16 protein-coding genes are annotated in these 16,667 nt (G+C 64.9%); 3 read left to right on the top strand and 13 right to left on the bottom strand.

The genetic code is table 11. The features are described 5' to 3' along the window. Positions 1 to 179: 179 nt before the first annotated feature. The 6 genes from AYJ54_RS35120 to AYJ54_RS35145 all read right to left on the bottom strand — a co-directional run bounded on the left by AYJ54_RS35120 (position 180) and on the right by AYJ54_RS35145 (position 6,097). Complete coding sequence (locus AYJ54_RS35120) at positions 180 to 965, bottom strand: ABC transporter permease (protein WP_063706397.1); 786 nt, start codon at positions 963 to 965, stop codon at positions 180 to 182. Continuing rightward, entirely contained in the window at positions 962 to 1,774 is an 813-nt protein-coding gene (locus tag AYJ54_RS35125; RefSeq protein ID WP_063706398.1) for an ABC transporter permease, read from the bottom strand. Before AYJ54_RS35125 ends, AYJ54_RS35120 begins: the two co-directional genes overlap by 4 nt. 73 nt (positions 1,775 to 1,847) lie before the next feature. Continuing rightward, the gene (locus AYJ54_RS35130) at positions 1,848 to 2,909 is read right to left on the bottom strand and encodes an ABC transporter substrate-binding protein (RefSeq protein ID WP_063706502.1); all 1,062 of its coding nucleotides are present in this window, start codon (positions 2,907 to 2,909) and stop codon (positions 1,848 to 1,850) included. A gap of 29 nt (positions 2,910 to 2,938) precedes the next feature. Then, a complete protein-coding gene (locus tag AYJ54_RS35135) occupies positions 2,939 to 4,246 on the bottom strand; it encodes an NAD(P)/FAD-dependent oxidoreductase (RefSeq protein WP_063706399.1) in 1,308 nt (435 codons plus the stop codon). 15 nt (positions 4,247 to 4,261) lie between these two features. Beyond that, entirely contained in the window at positions 4,262 to 4,978 is a 717-nt protein-coding gene (locus tag AYJ54_RS35140; RefSeq protein ID WP_063706400.1) for an HAD family hydrolase, read from the bottom strand. A gap of 39 nt (positions 4,979 to 5,017) precedes the next feature. Beyond that, on the bottom strand, positions 5,018 to 6,097 hold the full coding sequence (locus AYJ54_RS35145) for an ABC transporter ATP-binding protein (protein WP_082906003.1): 1,080 nt from the start codon (positions 6,095 to 6,097) through the stop codon (positions 5,018 to 5,020). A gap of 215 nt (positions 6,098 to 6,312) precedes the next feature. Between AYJ54_RS35145 and AYJ54_RS35150 the strand changes: the two genes are divergently transcribed. Next, positions 6,313 to 7,251 (top strand): LysR family transcriptional regulator, encoded by a 939-nt coding sequence (locus AYJ54_RS35150; RefSeq protein WP_063706402.1) that lies wholly within the window; start codon positions 6,313 to 6,315, stop codon positions 7,249 to 7,251. Here AYJ54_RS35150 and AYJ54_RS35155 read toward each other — a convergent pair. The 7 genes from AYJ54_RS35155 to AYJ54_RS35185 all read right to left on the bottom strand — a co-directional run bounded on the left by AYJ54_RS35155 (position 7,245) and on the right by AYJ54_RS35185 (position 14,528). After that, positions 7,245 to 8,159, bottom strand: coding sequence for a lipase family protein (locus AYJ54_RS35155; RefSeq protein ID WP_063706403.1), 915 nt, complete (start codon positions 8,157 to 8,159; stop codon positions 7,245 to 7,247). The genes AYJ54_RS35150 and AYJ54_RS35155 overlap by 7 nt on opposite strands. A gap of 146 nt (positions 8,160 to 8,305) precedes the next feature. After that, on the bottom strand, positions 8,306 to 9,496 hold the full coding sequence (uxuA, locus tag AYJ54_RS35160; RefSeq protein WP_082906004.1) for a mannonate dehydratase: 1,191 nt from the start codon (positions 9,494 to 9,496) through the stop codon (positions 8,306 to 8,308). Between the two features lie 16 nt (positions 9,497 to 9,512). Further along, the gene (locus tag AYJ54_RS35165) at positions 9,513 to 10,562 is read right to left on the bottom strand and encodes an L-idonate 5-dehydrogenase (RefSeq protein ID WP_063706404.1); all 1,050 of its coding nucleotides are present in this window, start codon (positions 10,560 to 10,562) and stop codon (positions 9,513 to 9,515) included. After that, positions 10,559 to 11,965 carry a TRAP transporter large permease gene (locus AYJ54_RS35170; RefSeq protein WP_063706405.1) on the bottom strand — a complete coding sequence of 469 codons (1,407 nt, stop codon included), beginning with the start codon at positions 11,963 to 11,965 and terminating at the stop codon, positions 10,559 to 10,561. Before AYJ54_RS35170 ends, AYJ54_RS35165 begins: the two co-directional genes overlap by 4 nt. 4 nt (positions 11,966 to 11,969) lie before the next feature. Beyond that, positions 11,970 to 12,548, bottom strand: a complete 579-nt coding sequence (locus AYJ54_RS35175; protein WP_063706406.1) for a TRAP transporter small permease — start codon at positions 12,546 to 12,548, stop codon at positions 11,970 to 11,972. A 116-nt stretch (positions 12,549 to 12,664) separates the two neighbouring features. Continuing rightward, on the bottom strand, positions 12,665 to 13,630 hold the full coding sequence (locus tag AYJ54_RS35180) for a sialic acid TRAP transporter substrate-binding protein SiaP (RefSeq protein WP_430641454.1): 966 nt from the start codon (positions 13,628 to 13,630) through the stop codon (positions 12,665 to 12,667). Between the two features lie 82 nt (positions 13,631 to 13,712). Then, positions 13,713 to 14,528, bottom strand: a complete 816-nt coding sequence (locus AYJ54_RS35185) for a FadR/GntR family transcriptional regulator (protein WP_063706408.1) — start codon at positions 14,526 to 14,528, stop codon at positions 13,713 to 13,715. A gap of 143 nt (positions 14,529 to 14,671) precedes the next feature. On the opposite strand from AYJ54_RS35185, the gene AYJ54_RS35190 reads away from it, so the two are divergent. Next, positions 14,672 to 16,141 carry a mannitol dehydrogenase family protein gene (locus AYJ54_RS35190; protein ID WP_063706506.1) on the top strand — a complete coding sequence of 490 codons (1,470 nt, stop codon included), beginning with the start codon at positions 14,672 to 14,674 and terminating at the stop codon, positions 16,139 to 16,141. Positions 16,142 to 16,238: 97 nt separating this feature from the next. Continuing rightward, positions 16,239 to 16,652, top strand: coding sequence for a nuclear transport factor 2 family protein (locus AYJ54_RS35195; RefSeq protein WP_063706409.1), 414 nt, complete (start codon positions 16,239 to 16,241; stop codon positions 16,650 to 16,652). The last annotated feature ends 15 nt before the right edge of the window (positions 16,653 to 16,667 follow it).

Genomic DNA, 16,667 nt, shown 5'->3' on the forward strand with positions numbered 1-16,667 from the left:
AGCTGATGATTGCGGGTGCAGCAAAGCAATCGAGTCCGCACGGTGATGCGCCCATTTCGCTGATTTGCCCGCCCCCTCAATGTCTGGCGCCGCGCGAGGCCTCCTTGCCGGCGACGGCCGTTCTACTTTGCATGGGGTTGTTTTCGAGCTTTTGGTTGGAAGCGCCGCGATGGGCGCCCTCACCCGCTTTTCTTCTGCCGCGTACTTGCCAGCAGCACCAGCATGAAGGAGGCCGCCGTCATCAGCGTCGAGATCGCGGCAATCGTCGGGTCGATCTCGTCGCGGAGCGCGGTGAACATGCGCTTGGTCAGCGGTTGATACTGGCCACCGGAGATGAAAAGCGCGACGATGGTCTCGTCCATGGCCGAGATGAAGGCGAAGATGCCGCCGGCGACCACGCTGGACTTGATCTGCGGCAGCGTCACCGCAAAGAAGCTGCGCAGGCGGTTCATGCCGAGGCTGCGTGCCACCATCTCCTGCGCAGGGTCGAAGCTCTGCAAGCCTGCGAGCACGGAGATGACGACATAGGGCAAACCCAGCATCACATTGGCGAGCACGAGGCCCGGCATGGTCGCGACCAGGCCGATCCAGGCATAGACGAAGAAGATGCCGACCGCGGTGATGATGATCGGCACCACCAGCGGCAGCAGCAGCGCCATATGGATGAGGCGCATGATGCGCAGCTTCGACTGGCTGATGGCGTAAGCGGCAGCGACCCCGAGCGGCGTCGCGATCAGGACAGTGAGGAGCGCGAGCATCAGCGTCACCCGCGTCGCCTGCATCCAGGCCGGATTGGCGAAATACTGCTGATACCAGCGCAGCGACAGCGAGGGCGGCGGGAAGGTCAGGAAGCGCGCGCTGGAGAACGAGATCGGCACGATGATCACGACCGGCAGGATCAGATAGACCAGCACCAGGGCGCAAATGACATACAGGGCGATCCGGGCGGGGGATAATCGCGTCATTTCTGCCCCAACACGCGATCGAGTGAGATGAAGCGGCTGACGACGAAGAAGATCAGGAGCACGCTGACGAGCAGCACCACGGCGACTGCGCTCGCCGCGCCGAACTGGTTGTAGAGCTCGACATTGCGGCTCACCAGCATCGACACCATCACGGTGCGGCCGCCGCCGAGCAGCTCGGGCGTGATGTAGAAGCCGAGGCAGAGCACGAAGACCATGGTCGAGCCCGCAAGCACGCCGGGCAGCGACAGCGGCAGGAAGACGCGGAGAAAGGTCAGCGCGGGATTCGCGCCAAGGCTGGCGCCGGCCTGCATCAAATCGTTCGGGATCTTCTGCATGGTGGCATAGAGCGGCAGCACCATGAAGGGCAGCAGGATGTGCACGGTCGCCACCACCGTGCCGAACGTGTTGTGGACCAGCGCGAGCGGCTCGCTGATCACCTCGAGATAGCGCAGGAGCTGGTTGATCACGCCGGTGCGCTGAAGCAGCGCGAGCCACGCATAGGCGCGGACCAGCACGCTGGTCCAGAACGGCAGCACGACGAGCGCGAGAATGACGATACTCCACGCTCGCGGCACGGCGTTGGCGAGATAGGCCACGGGATAGCCAAGCAGCAGCGTGAGCACAGTGACAGACAGGCTGATCTCGAAGGTCAGTGCGAAGCTGCGCCAGTAGACATCCTCGGCGAGGATGCGGCGATAGTTCTCCAGCGTGAACCCATCATGGTAGACCGACTGCCAGGCAAGCCAGCCGACCGGCAGCACGATCAGCAGGAGGATCACGAGCAGCGCCGGCGACACCAGGGCCAGCATCAGCCCGTGCTCGCGGCGCTGATGTTTTTGGGAGGGATCTGGCACGGATGTCGTCAACGCTGCCTCGCTTCGGTTACTTCTGCATGAAGGACGCCCAGCGCTTTTCGGCCGCCTCGCCTGCGGGCGACGACCACCAGGCGTAGGACATCAGTGCCTGCTTGGCAGCGTTGGCCGGCTCACTCGGCAACTGCGCGGCGCGCTCGGGCTTGATCACGCCAGTCTCGAACGCCTTGGGATTGCCCGGGCCATAGTCGATATTGAGCGGCAGGTTGGCCTGATGCACGGGATCGACCGCCTCGTTGAGGAATCTCACCGCCGTCTCGAGATTCGGCGCTCCCTTGAGGATGCAGAGCGAGGTGCTCTGAAGGATGCCCTGGTTGTAAGTGAAGGACACTTTCGCGCCCTCCTTGGCGACCGCGCTGACGCGGCCGTTCCAGGCCATCTCCATGTCGACCTCGCCGTCGTTCAGGAGTTGCGCCGACTGCGCGCCGGAGGTCCACCACACCGTGATGTGCGGCTTGATCTCTTCGAGCTTCTTGAAGGCGCGATCGACGTCGAGCGGATAGAGCTTGTCCGGCGCAACGCCATCGGCCATCAATGCCGCTTCGAGCGTTGCGATCGGATGGTTGCGCAGTGCGCGGCGGCCGGGGAATTTCTTCACGTCCCAGAAATCCGCCCAGCTATTCGGCGCGTCCTTCGGGAACGTCTTCTGACTATAGGCGAGCACGCTCGAATAGAACTCATAGGAGATCGAGTAGGGGCTGCGATACGCCTCCGGCATCGCCGCGGCGTTCGGGATCTTCGAGAAGTCGAGTTTTTCGATCAACCCTTGCTCGCCGCCGCGCAGGCAATAGCCGGTCGGTGTGTCCACGACATCCCAGATCGGCTTGCCGCTGCCGACCTGAGTCTTGATCGCGGGCCAGGCATCGGGAATCGAGTCCTGGTTGATGGTGATGCCGAGCTTCTTGGCGGAAGGATCGAGGATCGCCACGGTCTGCGCCTGCTGATAGGCGCCGCCTTGCGAGACGAAGGTGATCTGCTCCGCCGCATTGGCCGCGGTGCCAGCCAGTCCGATCAAGCCGAGCGAAGCGCCCAACAGAGCGTAGCCAAGTCTGACGTCCAGTTTCGTTCTCATCCTCGCCTCCTCCATCACCAAACAGGATCTCATTGTCCGATCGCATCCAGAAACTGGTACCAGCCGGCAACCATGCGCACGGCCGGCTCGCGCAGCGGATAGAACGGGATAGGCTTGAGCCGGCGCGCATCGAGCAGCCCGACCTCAGGCGCTTCGCCGCGCACGAAGGCGGCGAGATAGCGGCCCATCAGGCTGGACATCGCAACGCCCGCGCCATTGTAGCCCGTCGAGAACAGCGTGCGGTCGTCAAGCCGGCCGATATGCGGCACCGAATCGAGCGTCATGCCGACCAGGCCCGACCATTTGAACGCGAGCGGCACGTCGGCGAGATCAGGGAAGATGCCGACCATCGCCTTGCGCAACGCGCCGAAGGCGGCTTCCGAGTCCTGCTTGCCGAAGGCGCCGCGACCTCCGAAGATCACGCGATTGTCGACCATGCGGAACCAGCGCATCATGCGCTTCGTCTCGGTGTAGGTGCGTCCCGTCGGCATCAGGCGTCCGGCGAGATTGCGCGGCAGCTTATCGGTCGCGATGATGGCGCTGCGGAACGGGATCAGCGCGCGCTGCATGTGCGCGGTCGCGTCCGTCAGGTCGGAATAGCTGTTGGTGGCGATGATCGCCTGCTTCGCGCGCACCGCGCCGTGCGGCGTCCCGGCGACGATCCCGTCTCGCTCGCGCCGGAGTTTTAGCACCGGCGATTCCTCGAAGATCGCGACGCCGCGGCGCGCGAGACCGTCGGCGAGGCCGCGGACATAATTCAACGGATGGATCCCGCCGGAGCCGGGGTTGAGGACGCCGCCGACGAAAGTATCGGAGCCAGTTTCATCGCGCACTTCGCGCTTGTCGAGGATGCGGACCTCCGCATCGCCCATCTCGCGCTTCATCCAGTTGGCCTCATTGATCGCTGCCTTCAGCGTCGTCTCGTTGTGCGCGGCCTTGACCTGGCCGGTGCGCGTCAATGCGGCGCTGGTGATGCCGAATTCGGACACCAGCTCCTCGACGATGTCGGTCGATTCATGCGCGATCTCGTACATGCGCTGCGCCATGGCGCGGCCGTGCAGGGCATCGACCTCGCGGAACGACAGGCGGAATTTTGCGGTGATCACTCCGCCATTGCGGCCGCTCGCGCCCCAACCAGGGCGGTTGGCTTCGAGCACGACCGGCGACAGGCCGCTCTTGGCGATGTGGTGCGCCGCGGATAGCCCGGTATAGCCCGCGCCGATGATCACCACGTCAGCCTGATGCTCGCCCGACAGGACCGGAAAGGCGCGCGCCGGCTCGGCCGTGGCTGCCCACAGCGAGTTGGCCAATGGCACTGCGCTCCAGTCCCGTGTCATACCCGCGCTCACGGATTACGCCGCAGGCCCAATGGCCGCATCGGCAAGAGCCTTCAAGGTCGAAAAATGGAAATCGGGCTTGGTCAGCGTCTCGACGGCGGGCGTGCCGCCGAAGCCCGCGATGCCCTGTCGGCGCTCGATCCAGCACACCTTGTAGCCGAGCTTTCGCGCGATCCCGATGTCGTGGTACTGGCTCTGCGCGACATGGAGGATGTCGGACTGCTTGTAGCCGAACGCCGATTGACGGCCCTTGTTGTAGGCGAAGAACTCTGGATTGGGTTTTGCGACGCCGGTGTCGTCGGCGCACACGGTGTCGTCGAAGGGATTGCCGAGCGCGTGTGCGTAGCAGGACAGCGCGACGCGGTCGGCATTGGTCATCGCGACGAGGCGGAATTTCGTGCGCAGGCGCTTGAGCGCCTCGACGGAGTCCGCGAACGGCGCCCAGCGCAGCACGGCGAGCTGGAACACGTCGCAGGACGCGTCGTCAGCGGGCAGTCCCAGCTCCTTGGCGAGATAGCGATAGACGTGAAACATCACCTCGCTCGAGCGCTCGTAATGCTTGTCGCGGCCGCGCTTGTAGGACTCGAAGATCTGGTCGTCGCTGAGCTCGGCCGGAGTCTTGCCCGAGATCCTGCGTACCGCGGAGAGCACGCCGGTCTCGAAATCGATCAAGGTACCGACGACGTCGAAGGTGAGAACCTTGAAGTTGCTGAACGAGGCTGGGGACGGCATGGGCTTCTTCTCTCGGGTTGGAACAAGGATGGCGAGGAGTTAGTCCACCCTGGGCACGACGATCGTGTCCTCGGGGTGGAGGGTGACGGTGAGACTGCCGCCGAGCGGCGGGATGCGGCTGTACGCCTGGTGGTAGGCCGGCTGGCGCAGGCTGAGCGCGATGCCGCCGGCGAGCGCCAGGAAGATGCGCAGGCTCTCGCCCTGGTAGACGATGTCGGTGACGGTGCCGGTCAGCCGGTTGCAGGCTGCATCCTGTGCGCCGTCTTCGATCAGAAGCTTCTCGCTGTGCACGGCGAGCATCAGGGCGTCGCCGCTAGGAATGGCGCGCGCGCTGCGCAACAGGGCATTGCCGAGCGCGACGCTTGAGGCATCGACGCGCCGGACGGGCAACAAGGTGGCTTCCCCGATGAAGCTCGCGACGAAGGAATCGGCGGGATGGTCGTGCAGGCGCTCGGGCTCGTCGATCTGGATCAGCCTGCCGTCCTTCATCACGGCGACGCGGTCGCTCATGGTCAGCGCCTCGCGCTGGTCATGGGTGACGTAGATGATGGTGGCGCCGATGCGCTTGTGCAGCGCGCGTAGCTCGATCTGCATGGATTCGCGGAGCTGCTTGTCGAGCGCCGACAGCGGCTCGTCCATCAGGATCAGACGCGGCTCGAAAATCATGGCACGCGCCAGCGCCACGCGCTGGCGCTGGCCGCCGGACAGTTGCGCGATGCCGCGTTCCTCGTAGCCGGCAAGCCCGACCATCGCGAGCGCCGCGCGCACCTTGTCAGGCCAGATCGATTTCGGCAGGCGCCGCGCCCGCAGGGGAAAGGCGACGTTCTCGCCGACGCTCATGTGCGGAAACAGCGCATAGTTCTGGAACACGACGCCGAGGTCGCGCTTGTGCGGCGGCATGTAGGTGACGTCGCGACCGCCGAAATGGATCGAGCCGGAGGAAGGCAGGACGAAGCCGCCCAATATGCCGAGCAGCGTGGTCTTGCCGGAGCCGGACGGGCCGAGCAGCGAGACGAACTCGCCGGCGCCGACGTTGAGCGATACGTCATCGAGGGCGCGAACGGCGCCGTAAGCCTTGCTCGCGGACCTGATCTCGACGCTTTCCGCTCGTTTGACCAACGATCGACCTCGTCTATCGTCCATCCCTTGGCGTGCCCCACTGCGCGCCATAAGCTTGTTTTATAGACAGGGCGAGCGGAGCAGCTGGCGATTGCAGCGTTCGAAGCGCGCAATCTGCTGTCGCGCGCCCGGTCTCAAGGCTGTCATGCCAATGACACCAGACTTGGCAAAACTCGGCAATTGCCAAATTCTTACCGGGCTCATAACATGGCGTTATGCCCGAGTTGCGACGGATGCTGCCCTCCAGTAACGCCCTGTTCGTCTTCGACGCAGCGGCGCGAAACGGCAGCTTCACGGCGGCGGCGGCTGAACTGAACGTCACCCAGCCGGCGGTGAGCCGGATGCTCGGCCAGTTCGAGGAGCATCTCGGCGTGCGCCTGTTCGATCGCACAGCGGGGCGCGCGGTCCTCACCGAGGAAGGCGAACTGCTCTATCGCCGCGTGCTCGAGGGTTTTCGCAGCATCGAAAGCGGACTGGTCGAGATCGAGCGCCGCCGCAAGGGCACCGAGACGGTGACGCTCTCGGTCTCCTCCGCCTTCACCACGCATTGGCTGATGCCGCGCATCGACAAGCTGCAGCGGCAGTTTCCGCAGGTCGACCTGCGCTTCCAGCTCATTTCCGGCGCGCTGCGCGGACCGGTGGAGAATGTCGACCTCGGCATGCGCTTTCGCGACCGCGACGAGCCCTCATCCGGCGGCACGCTCGTGATGAAGGAAGTCATGCTGCCGGTGTGCAGCCCTGCCTATCTCGGCGAGAGCGAACCCGCTGAAGGCAACACGATCATCCGTCTCGCCGATACGCCGGGCGACTGGGCGGCGGATTATCCATCGTTCCTCACCCGTCGCCGCGGTCCGGCCAAGGCGTTGAGCTTCACTGACTATGCGGTCGTGGTGCAGGCAGCGCTGCTCGGCCAGGGCATCGCGCTCGGCTGGCTGACCGTGACCTCGCACTGGCTCCTGACCGGCGCGCTGGTGCCGGCATCCGACACGCTGACCACGACGCGGCGCATCTGTGAATTCCTGCCGCCACGCAACCGGCCGATGCGCCCCATCGCCGCGGAGATCCGCGACTGGATCATCGCGCAGATGCAAAGCGAGATCACCGCGATCGACCGGCTCTATCCGAAGCTCGGAGCAATGGCCGCCTGCTATTGAGCGGGCGCGAGTGCGGCCAAGTAACGGTCCGGAAGATGATCGCCGATTCCCGGCGGCAGCAGCACGGAGAGATTGCCGACAGCGTCCGTCCGCATGTTCAGTGATCTACCGCGGAAAAGATTGATGAGTTGCTGGACAAGTCCGGCGTTCGGCTGCGGCTCGTTGGAACCGAAATCAGGCGTCAGTTGGCCGGCGACAAACCTCGCGCCCCGTTGGCAGGCAAGATAGCGGCCGACATGTAGAAAATCGAGTTGGGGTGGCGGAACGGTGGGGACGATATCGGTGCCGTGCACCAGGCGATACGTCATCCTGCCGAACATGTTGTCGTAAGGCGTGACGAATTCGACCAGACCAACGCGCGGACAGCCATAGAGATAAATCTGCGCTTTGGTGAGCTGCAATTGCTGCCGCGCGAAATCGGCGATGACCACCGCAATTGCCGCTCCAAGGCTGTGCCCGGTGATGAAGATCGGCGCGCCGGCCGCCCCTGCCGACGTGAGCGCCGCCTTGACGTCGTTCCAAACGGCCGCCGCGGCCTCACGGAAACCCTCGTGAACGAATGCCTTCGGCCGGCCGAGGGTAAAGTCGCTAACCCAGTTAAGCAGGTTGAGCGGATCGGTGCCGGCAAAGGCGACGATCGTCGCGCCGCCCTTTCGCGCGATGACGCCGCGGGTGTCGGACAGAGGCAGCGTCGATTTCAGGGGCTGAATCAGCGTCCTGACGTCCGCCAAATCCCAGAAGCCGGAGACTGTCTCGATCGTCTTCGGCACATGGGTCTCGTAGGCGAGCTGCGACATCCACATCATCGCGCGCGCGATGTCGAGATCGAAATCGCCGGAATTTTCGTTGAAATTCGCAAACGCGTTCCGATCGTATTGATCGGGAGGGAGTTCGACCAGAATGCTCACATCCAGCTCCCAAATGGTTACGGCTGCAATGCGTCGATCGAAACGGAAGGATGCTACTCTCGCATACGAGCGGCGGATTGACAATCTCCGCGAGCAACGGCGCGAGCGCTGTTGCTCCGGTTTGCAGATCAGGTTACCGCCCGGCGCTACTGATGTTCGATCGCGCGGATCACACCGCGGAGCTCGGCGAGGCCGCGGAGGCGACCAATCGCGGTGTAGCCGGGATTGGTGCGCTTGGTGGCGGCGAGATCGTCGAGCATGCGATGGCCGTGATCGGGGCGGAAGACGATCTGCCGGTCCGGTGAGCGCCGCGCGTTCTCTTTCAACAGCGCCTTCAGCACCGCGACCATGTCGACGTCGCCGTCGAGATGATCGGACTCGTAGAAGGACAGGCCGTCGGCCTCCCGCTTGGTCGCACGCAGATGCGCAAACGCGATGCGCGGGCCGAAGCGCTCGGCCATCGCCGGCAGATTATTTTCGGCACGCACACCGAGCGAGCCCGTGCAGAGGCAGATGCCATTGGCCTTCGACGGCACGGCGTCGAACAATGCCTGATAATCGTCGGCCGTCGAGGCGACGCGCGGCAGGCCGAACAGCGGACGCGGCGGATCGTCCGGGTGCAGCGTCAGCGACACGCCGAGCTGCTCGGCGACCGGCGCGACGCGCGCAAGGAATTCGGCGAGATGCTGGCGCAGGATCTTTGGCGTGATCTCGCGATACTGTTCGAGCCGGTCGCGGAATTGCGGGATGGTCATGGGCTCGGTGGTCGAGCCGGGTAGCGCGCTGGCGATGACCATGACGAGATAGTCGATATCGGCCTGCGTCATCTGCTCGAACAGCTTTTTCGCGCGCGCCTGCGCCTCCGGCGAATATTCGGCGGTCGCGCCCGGGCGCTCGAGGATGTGCAGCTCGAAGGCGGCGAAGCGGTCCTGGTCGAAGCGCATGGCGCGTGCGCCGTTCGGCAGCTCCCATTCGAGATCGGTGCGGCACCAGTCGACGACAGGCATGAAATTGTAGCAGACGATCTTGATCCCGGCCGCGGCCACCGCCTCGAGGCTCGCGATCCATGCCTCGATCGATCGCGTCGCCTTGCCCCCTAACCGCTTGACGTCGTCGGGGATCGGGATCGACTCCACCACCGACCAGCTCAGCTGCGAGCGGCCGGGCTGGCCGTGTTCGATGAAGTTCTTGCGCTCCTCGACCGCCTTGCGCGTCCAGGCTTCGCCGATCGGAACCTGGTGCAGCGCCGAGACGATGTCCGTCGCCCCGGCCTGCCTGACATCGTCGAGCGACACGGGATCATCGGGCCCGTACCAGCGCCATCCCTGCAACATCATGCGCGTTTCTCCCCGATCAGTTCGCGGTCAGCACGACCTTGACGCTCTGCGAGCGGTCGAGCGCGAGCCTAAGCGCATCGGGCGCAGTCGACAGCGGCCGCTCGGCCGTGACCAGCGACAGCACATCGACGCTGCCGGCGGCGATCAGTTCCACCGCGGTCATGAATTCGAAGCCGAAGCGGAACGAGCCGCGCAGGTCGATCTCCTTGGCCATCACCGCATTCGCCGGCACCGGAATCTGGCCGCCCGGCAGATTGCCGATCTGCACCACCGTGCCGCCGCGCCTGACGATCTGAATCGCGCTCGCAAGGCCTGCGGCCGTGCCCGAAACCTCGAAGGCGACGTCGTAGGCGCGTGCGGCCGCCTGCGCCTTCAGGCCGTCCTCGCCGCCTGCGACGTTCTCAACGTGGTCCGCGCCGAGCCGGCTCGCGAATGCGAGTGGCGCCGGTGCGATGTCGGCGACCGTGATGTCGGCGATGCCGGCGCGGCGTGCGGCGAGCATGGTCAAGAGCCCGATCGGGCCGGCACCGAAGATGATGCCACGCTTGCCTTCGATGTTGCCGGCGCGCGCGACCGCGTGCAGGCAGACCGCGAGCGGCTCGGCGAGCGCCGCGGCCTGATAGGAGACGTGATCGGGGATCTTCACGCACTGCGCCGGAACGGCATCGAAATAATTGGCGAAGCCGCCCTGCATGTGCGGCGTCTTCGAGGCCGATCCCATGAAATAGATGTTCTCGCAGAGGTTCGGCCGGCTCTCGCGGCAGGCGACGCAATGGCCGCACCAGCGCGACGGATTGACGGCCACGCGGTCGCCGATCTTCAGGTTGGCCGCGGACCCTGCGATCTCCACCACCTCGCCGGAGATCTCGTGGCCCAGCACCAGGGGCGACTTCACGACGAAATCGCCGGTGCGGGCATGGCGGAAGTAGTGCATGTCCGAGCCGCAGATGCCGCCGGCGCCGAAGCGAATGCGCACCATGCCGTCGCTGAGCTTCTCGAGCGGATGCTCGATCATGCGCAGATCTTCGGGGCCGAACAGGGTTGCGGCGAGAGCTGTGGAGGTCATTTGGAGAGTCCCATGTATTTTGGCAGCCAGAGGGTCAGTTCGGGGATGTAGGTGATCGCGATCAGCGCGAGCAGTAGCGGCACCAGCCAGGGCAGGATCGCGACCGTCGTGCGTTCGACCGAGAGTTTTGCGACCCGCGCCAGCACGAACAGCACCATGCCGAGCGGCGGATGCAACAGGCCGATCATCAGGTTCAGCGTCATGATCAGGCCGAAATGGATCGGATCGATGCCGAGCTTGAGCACGATCGGCAGCAGGATCGGCACCAGGATGGTGATCGCCGCCGTGGTGTCGATGAAGCAGCCGACGAACAGGATCAGGATGTTGGCGAGCAGCAGGAACGCCCATTTGTTGTGGGTGACGCTGAGCATCCAGTCCGACAGCGTTTGCGCAGCCTGCGACACCGTCAGCAGCCAGGCGAAGATCGAGGCCGCCGTGACGATGAAGAGCACGGACGCGGTGGTTTCGATGGTGTCGAAGGTTGCTTTCGCCACCGTCTTCAGCGTCATGGTGCGGTAGCGCACGAGGCCGAGGAACAGCGACCAGATCACGGCGGCGACCGCGGCTTCCGTCGGCGTGAACCAGCCGAGCGTCATGCCGCCGATCAGGATCACCGGCGCCATCAGCGCCATCACCGCGGAGAAGTCGAAGTACCAGTCGATCGCGAGCAGCGCACCGAGCCCGATGACGACCGCCATGTTGGTCGACATCCCGGCGAGCGTCATCAGCCAGATCGCGAGCGGGAAACTGAGCACGATGACGATCTCGAGCCCGGCAGAGCCGAGTTGCGGCCAGGAGAACGGCGTATCGCTGCCCCATTTGTTCCTGTGCGCGAAGTAGGTGACGGTCGCCATCATGAGCAGCGTCATGACGACCCCCGGAATGACGCCTCCCAGGAACAGCGCGCCGATCGAGACGTTCGCCATCATGCCGTAGATCACGAAGGGCAACGACGGCGGGATGATCGGGCCGAGCGTCGCGGAAGCCGCAGTGACGCCGACCGAGAACTCGGTGGAGTAGCCGTGGTCCTTCATCGCCTTGATCTCGATGGTGCCGAGGCCGGCTGCATCCGCAATGGCCGTGCCGGACATGCCGGAGAAGATCACCGAGCCGATGATGTTGACATGGCCGAGACCGCCGCGCATCCAGCCGACCAGCGCGACGGCGAATTTGTAGATGCGCCCGGTGACGCCGGCGATGTTCATGAGGTTGCCGGCCAAGATGAAGAAGGGCACGGCGAGCAGCGGAAAGCTCTCGACGCCGGCGATCATGCGCTGCGCCAGCGTGACATCCGGCGTCACGCCGCTGACCAGGATGTAGAGCAGCGACGACGCAGCCATGGCAATCGCCACGGGAACGCCGAGCAGCATCAGGATGAGAAAACCTCCAAGCAACAGCAGCATGAAATTACCCTTCCGATCCGTCGTAGGCACCGGGACGTTCGAGGATCGAGTAGCCCTGTCGCCAGTTCTCCAGCGCCACCTGCACCGAGCGCGCGAACATCAGCGCGAAGCCGAGCAGCACGACGTAGTAGACGTAGTTCTTGGGAAAATTGATCGTCGTCATCGGCTCGTCGCCGATGATCTGGATGTAGATCCAGACGAGGCGGATGGTGTAGCCGAAGAACGCGATCCGGATCAGGTCGATCACCGTCGACAGCCCGCGCGCGACCAGATGCGGCAGGTAGCGGTAGACCAGATCGACCTGGATGTGCCGCGACAGCCGTACGCACATCGACGCGCCGATGAAGACCACGCCGATCAGGCAGTAGGTCGCGATCTCCTCGGTCCAGGCGTAGCTGTCGTTGAGGACGTAGCGGGTGAAGAACTGGAGGAAGACGGCGAGCGCCATCACCCAGAAGATCACCAGCGCCAGCCAGTCCTCGAAGGCATAGATGCCGAGATCGACCTTCGGCGTCGCTTCCTCCTCGAAGGTATGGGCGATTTCGTCTGCGGTGATCTGCCGGTGTATTTCGGCGGTCGACATGTGGTTACTCCCCAAACTGGCCAGAACTCACGTCGTTCCGGGATGGTGCGTCAGCACCAGACCCGGAACCTCGAGATTCCGGATTCTCGCTTCGCGAGCCCCGGAATGACGTACGGTCACTTCACCTGCTGGATCCGCTCCCAGTCGGCCTTGCGATAGCCGAAGGTCTCGAACGGGACGTTCTTCAGAACGATGTCGCGGAACTCGTTCTTGTCGACCTCGGTCACGGTCAGGCCCTTCTCCTTGAAGAAGGCGACCAGCTTGGCTTCGTTCTGCTTGATCTCCTCGGTCGCCTTGGCGGCGGCCTCCTGGGCGACGTCGGTGAAGATCTTCTTGTCCTCGTCGCTGAGCTTCTTCCAGAGATTGCCCGAGACCACCGTGTTGAGGTGATCGACGATGTGGCCGGTCAGCACGATGTGCTTCTGCACCTCGTAGAACTTCTTGGCCTCGATCGTGGTCAGCGGGTTCTCCTGCGCCTCGACGGTGCCGTTCTGGAGCGCGAGATAGACCTCAGCAAAGGCGATCGGCGCGGTGTTGGCGCCGCAGGCGCGCGGCATCGCGAGATAGGCCGGCACGTCGGGCACACGCATCTTGAGACCCTTGAGGTCGGCGCAGGTCTTGATCGGCTTGTTCGACGAGGTCTGGCGCACGCCGTAATAGGTCACCGCGATGATGTGATGGCCGCTCTTGTCCTCGTAACCCTTGGCGAGCTCCTTGAAGATGTCGCTCTTGGTGTAGGCGAGCAGATGATCGGCGTCACGGAAGGTGTAGGGGTAATAGGTCACGCCGATCGGCGGGAAGCTCTTCGCCGCGAAGCTCGAGCCGGAGATGATGATGTCGACCGAGCCGAGCGAGAGGCCCTGGTTGATGTCGGCTTCTTTTCCGAGTTGGGACGCCGGATAGACGTCGACCTGGTAGCGGCCATTGGTACGCTTGCCGATCTCCTGCGCGGCCCAGACGGAAGCGGTGTGGAACGGCTCCGAGGTCTCATAGACATGGGCCCATTTAAGTTTGGTCTGCGCCATGCCGGCATTGGTCGCGGCGAGCATTGCGGCGGCAGATACCGCCAGCACCGTCGTCATTTTCTTGAACACTGATTTTTCCTCCATCGCTCAAGTCTGTTTCTTGTTCGCCCGACCCGAAGCGGGTGCGGGCCGCCCAATCTCATCGCCGTCGCGTGCCGCTGCTCGCGGTTCGTTTTTTCGGCGGTCGTCCGGATTTCGACGGCTTTGCCGCCGATCGCGCCAGCCGGTTTCGACCAGCGGCCGATCCTGTCGCGATCTCCGCGCCGAAATTCTGCGCGAACCGCTCCTGCGAGCGGGCAAGATGATTGCGCATCGCCTCGCGCGCGGCCCCGGGATCACGCGCGGCAATGGCGTTGCGCACGGCGCGATGTTCGTCGAGCGCGGTGCGCCACGTGCCCGGGTTCTCGAAATAATGCGCAAGCTGTGCGAAATAGGGATTGAGACGCTGGTCGAACAGCTCACCGACCACGCGCACCAGAACCGCATTGCCGAGACTTCCGGCGATGGCGATATGGAAGGCGCGGTCGTGGATCATCGAGGCTTCGCCGGGGTGCTCGACATTCTCCATCGCGACCAGGGCGGCATCGATGCGTGCGACGTCGTCCTTCGTCGCCACGCGCGCGGCCTGCTCGGCGATCGCACTCTCGAGGAATTCGCGAGCACGCAGCAGCTCGAACGGCCCCTCGATGACCGCGGCCGCCGGCACGGGTGCAGCAAGGCCCGCAGGTTCGATCACATAGATGCCTGAACCGACACGAATGCGGACTCGGCCCTCGACTTCGAGCGCGATCAGGGCTTCGCGCACCGTCGGCCGCGACACCTTGAGCTGCTCGGCGAGCTCGCGCTCGGTCGGCAAGCGGCTGCCGACCGCGTATTCACCGCTGTCGATCAGGCTTCGCAATTGATCGGCGACCTGGCGATAGAGCCGTCTCGCCTCCACAGCTTCCAGCGGCACGCTGGCCTCCCGAAAGGGTCTCGCCGGATGCTTCGCGTCCGGCGGCCCGCCAATTTTGGAAAATTGGTCTTACCAATTGACCAGAGCATTGACCGAGGACGGGCGGCATGTCAAGCAGCGGCAAAGCAAAGGGGGAGACGACCATGCGGCTGGGCCGCGCCAATTTCGACGGGCTGCCGCCCGGCATCCGCCGTCCGGCCTATGACCGCTCGCGCGTCACGCCCGGCATCGTGCATCTTGGCTTAGGCGCCTTTCACCGTGCCCATCAGGCTGTCGTCATCGACGATTGTCTCGCCGCCGGCGCCGCTTCCTGGGGCATCATCGGCGCGAGCCTGCGCAGCCCGGATACGCGCGACGCTCTGGCTCCGCAGGATCATCTCTACACCGTCGCGGTGCGCGCGGCCGAGGGCACCGAGCATCGCATCATCGGCGCACTGCTCGATAGCGTCGTTGCGCGCGAGAACCCGGCGCGGCTGGTCGACAGGATGGCGGATCCCGCCATCCGCATCGTCTCGCTGACCGTCACCGAAAAGGGCTATTGCCACACGCCGCAGACCGGCGATCTCGACGAGCGGCACCCGGACGTCGTGCACGATCTGAACCATCCCGACACGCCGCGCTCGGCGCCCGGCTTCATCGTCGCCGCCCTTGCGCGGCGGCGGGCGCAGGGCCTCACACCCTTCACCGTGCTCTGCTGCGACAATCTCGCCGCCAACGGCCACACCGTTCAGCGGATCATGACGCAGTTCGCGGCGCTCCGCTCGAAGGATCTCGGCAAGTGGATCGCCGATGCGGTCGCCTTCCCCTCGACCATGGTCGACCGCATCGTGCCGGAGACGCTAGAGGCCGATCGTGACGCTGTCTCCTCCGCACTTGGCATGCGCGACGCATGGCCGGTGATGACCGAGCCGTTCACGCAATGGGTCGTCGAGGATCGCTTCTGCGCAGGCCGGCCCGATCTCGCTGCCGCAGGCGTCGAGCTCGTCACTGATGTCAGGCCGTTCGAGCTGATGAAGCTGCGGCTGCTCAATGCCAGCCATTCGGCACTCGCCTATCTCGGCTATCTCGCCGGCTATGAGACCATCGCCGACACCATGACCGATCCTCATTTCGCACGCCTTGCCGCGCGGGTGATGGAGGAGGCCGCGGTCACGCTGACGATGCCCGCCGGCACCGATCTTGCTGCCTACGGCGCCTCGCTGCTCAGGCGCTTCGCCAATCCGGCGTTGCATCATCGCACCTGGCAGATCGCGATGGACGGCTCGCAGAAGCTTCCGCAGCGGCTGCTCGGCGCGATGCAGGACCGTTTGGACAAGAACCTGCCGGTCGAGACGCATGCGCTCGCCGTCGCCGGCTGGATGCGCTACGTCACGGCGATCGACGAACAGGGCCGCGCGATCGACGTGCGCGATCCCCTGGCCGGCGAGCTTGCGGCGCTCGCGCGCGCGGCTGGGACGGTCGCCGAGCGGCTCGCGCCGGCGCTGCTCGGTGTCGGAAAAGTGTTCGGTCCCCTCGGAGACGATCCGCGCCTGCGCGAGGCCGTGACCTCCGCGCTCGGCCGCCTCTATGCGCAGGGCGCGCGGCGAGCGGTGGAGACACACCTCTCCACGTGACGGCAATCCGAGCCGCGGCAATGTCGATGCTGCGGTGCGGTCAAAATCAACCGAAGTCGCGCTTGATTTTTCCGCGCCATTGGCTCACCCGAGAGGGATGACGAAGGACAGCAAGGTCATCGCCGCCAACGCCGCCTTCTACGCCGCCTTCGCGACGGGCGACGTCGCGGGCATGGAGCGGATGTGGGCGGACGACGACACCATTTCGTGCATCCATCCCGGCTGGCCGGCGATCGTCGGGCGGGCCACCGTGATCGGGAGCTGGCGCGACATCCTGCAAAATCCGGAGCGGCCGCAGATCGCCTGTGCCGAGCCGCAGGCGATCGTCGACGGCGACAGCGCGCGCGTGCTCTGCATCGAGATCGTCGACGGCACCGCGCTCGCTGCCGCCAACCATTTCAGGCGCGTCGGCGATGGCTGGCGCCTCGTTCACCATCAGTCGAGCCCGATCGCGCAGATCGTCGAGCAGACCCACGAGGACCCGTCCGGCCCGCGCCGGCGTTTCCACTAAAAGCGCGACAGATGA

It is taken from the genome of Bradyrhizobium centrolobii (assembly GCF_001641635.1).
Classification (GTDB): Bacteria; Pseudomonadota; Alphaproteobacteria; order Rhizobiales; family Xanthobacteraceae; genus Bradyrhizobium; species Bradyrhizobium centrolobii.

What these genes read in the sequence shown, in the direction of transcription:
- AYJ54_RS35120 (WP_063706397.1), bottom strand. Translation starts at nt 965, where the DNA reads ATGACGCGATTATCCCCCGCCCGGATCGCCCTGTATGTCATTTGCGCC.
- AYJ54_RS35125 (WP_063706398.1), bottom strand. Translation starts at nt 1,774, where the DNA reads ATGCTGGCCCTGGTGTCGCCGGCGCTGCTCGTGATCCTCCTGCTGATC.
- AYJ54_RS35130 (WP_063706502.1), bottom strand. Translation starts at nt 2,909, where the DNA reads ATGAGAACGAAACTGGACGTCAGACTTGGCTACGCTCTGTTGGGCGCT.
- AYJ54_RS35135 (WP_063706399.1), bottom strand. Translation starts at nt 4,246, where the DNA reads ATGACACGGGACTGGAGCGCAGTGCCATTGGCCAACTCGCTGTGGGCA.
- AYJ54_RS35140 (WP_063706400.1), bottom strand. Translation starts at nt 4,978, where the DNA reads ATGCCGTCCCCAGCCTCGTTCAGCAACTTCAAGGTTCTCACCTTCGAC.
- AYJ54_RS35150 (WP_063706402.1), top strand. Translation starts at nt 6,313, where the DNA reads ATGCCCGAGTTGCGACGGATGCTGCCCTCCAGTAACGCCCTGTTCGTC.
- uxuA (WP_082906004.1), bottom strand. Translation starts at nt 9,496, where the DNA reads ATGATGTTGCAGGGATGGCGCTGGTACGGGCCCGATGATCCCGTGTCG.
- AYJ54_RS35165 (WP_063706404.1), bottom strand. Translation starts at nt 10,562, where the DNA reads ATGACCTCCACAGCTCTCGCCGCAACCCTGTTCGGCCCCGAAGATCTG.
- AYJ54_RS35170 (WP_063706405.1), bottom strand. Translation starts at nt 11,965, where the DNA reads ATGCTGCTGTTGCTTGGAGGTTTTCTCATCCTGATGCTGCTCGGCGTT.
- AYJ54_RS35175 (WP_063706406.1), bottom strand. Translation starts at nt 12,548, where the DNA reads ATGTCGACCGCCGAAATACACCGGCAGATCACCGCAGACGAAATCGCC.
- AYJ54_RS35180 (WP_430641454.1), bottom strand. Translation starts at nt 13,630, where the DNA reads ATGACGACGGTGCTGGCGGTATCTGCCGCCGCAATGCTCGCCGCGACC.
- AYJ54_RS35190 (WP_063706506.1), top strand. Translation starts at nt 14,672, where the DNA reads ATGCGGCTGGGCCGCGCCAATTTCGACGGGCTGCCGCCCGGCATCCGC.
- AYJ54_RS35195 (WP_063706409.1), top strand. Translation starts at nt 16,239, where the DNA reads ATGACGAAGGACAGCAAGGTCATCGCCGCCAACGCCGCCTTCTACGCC.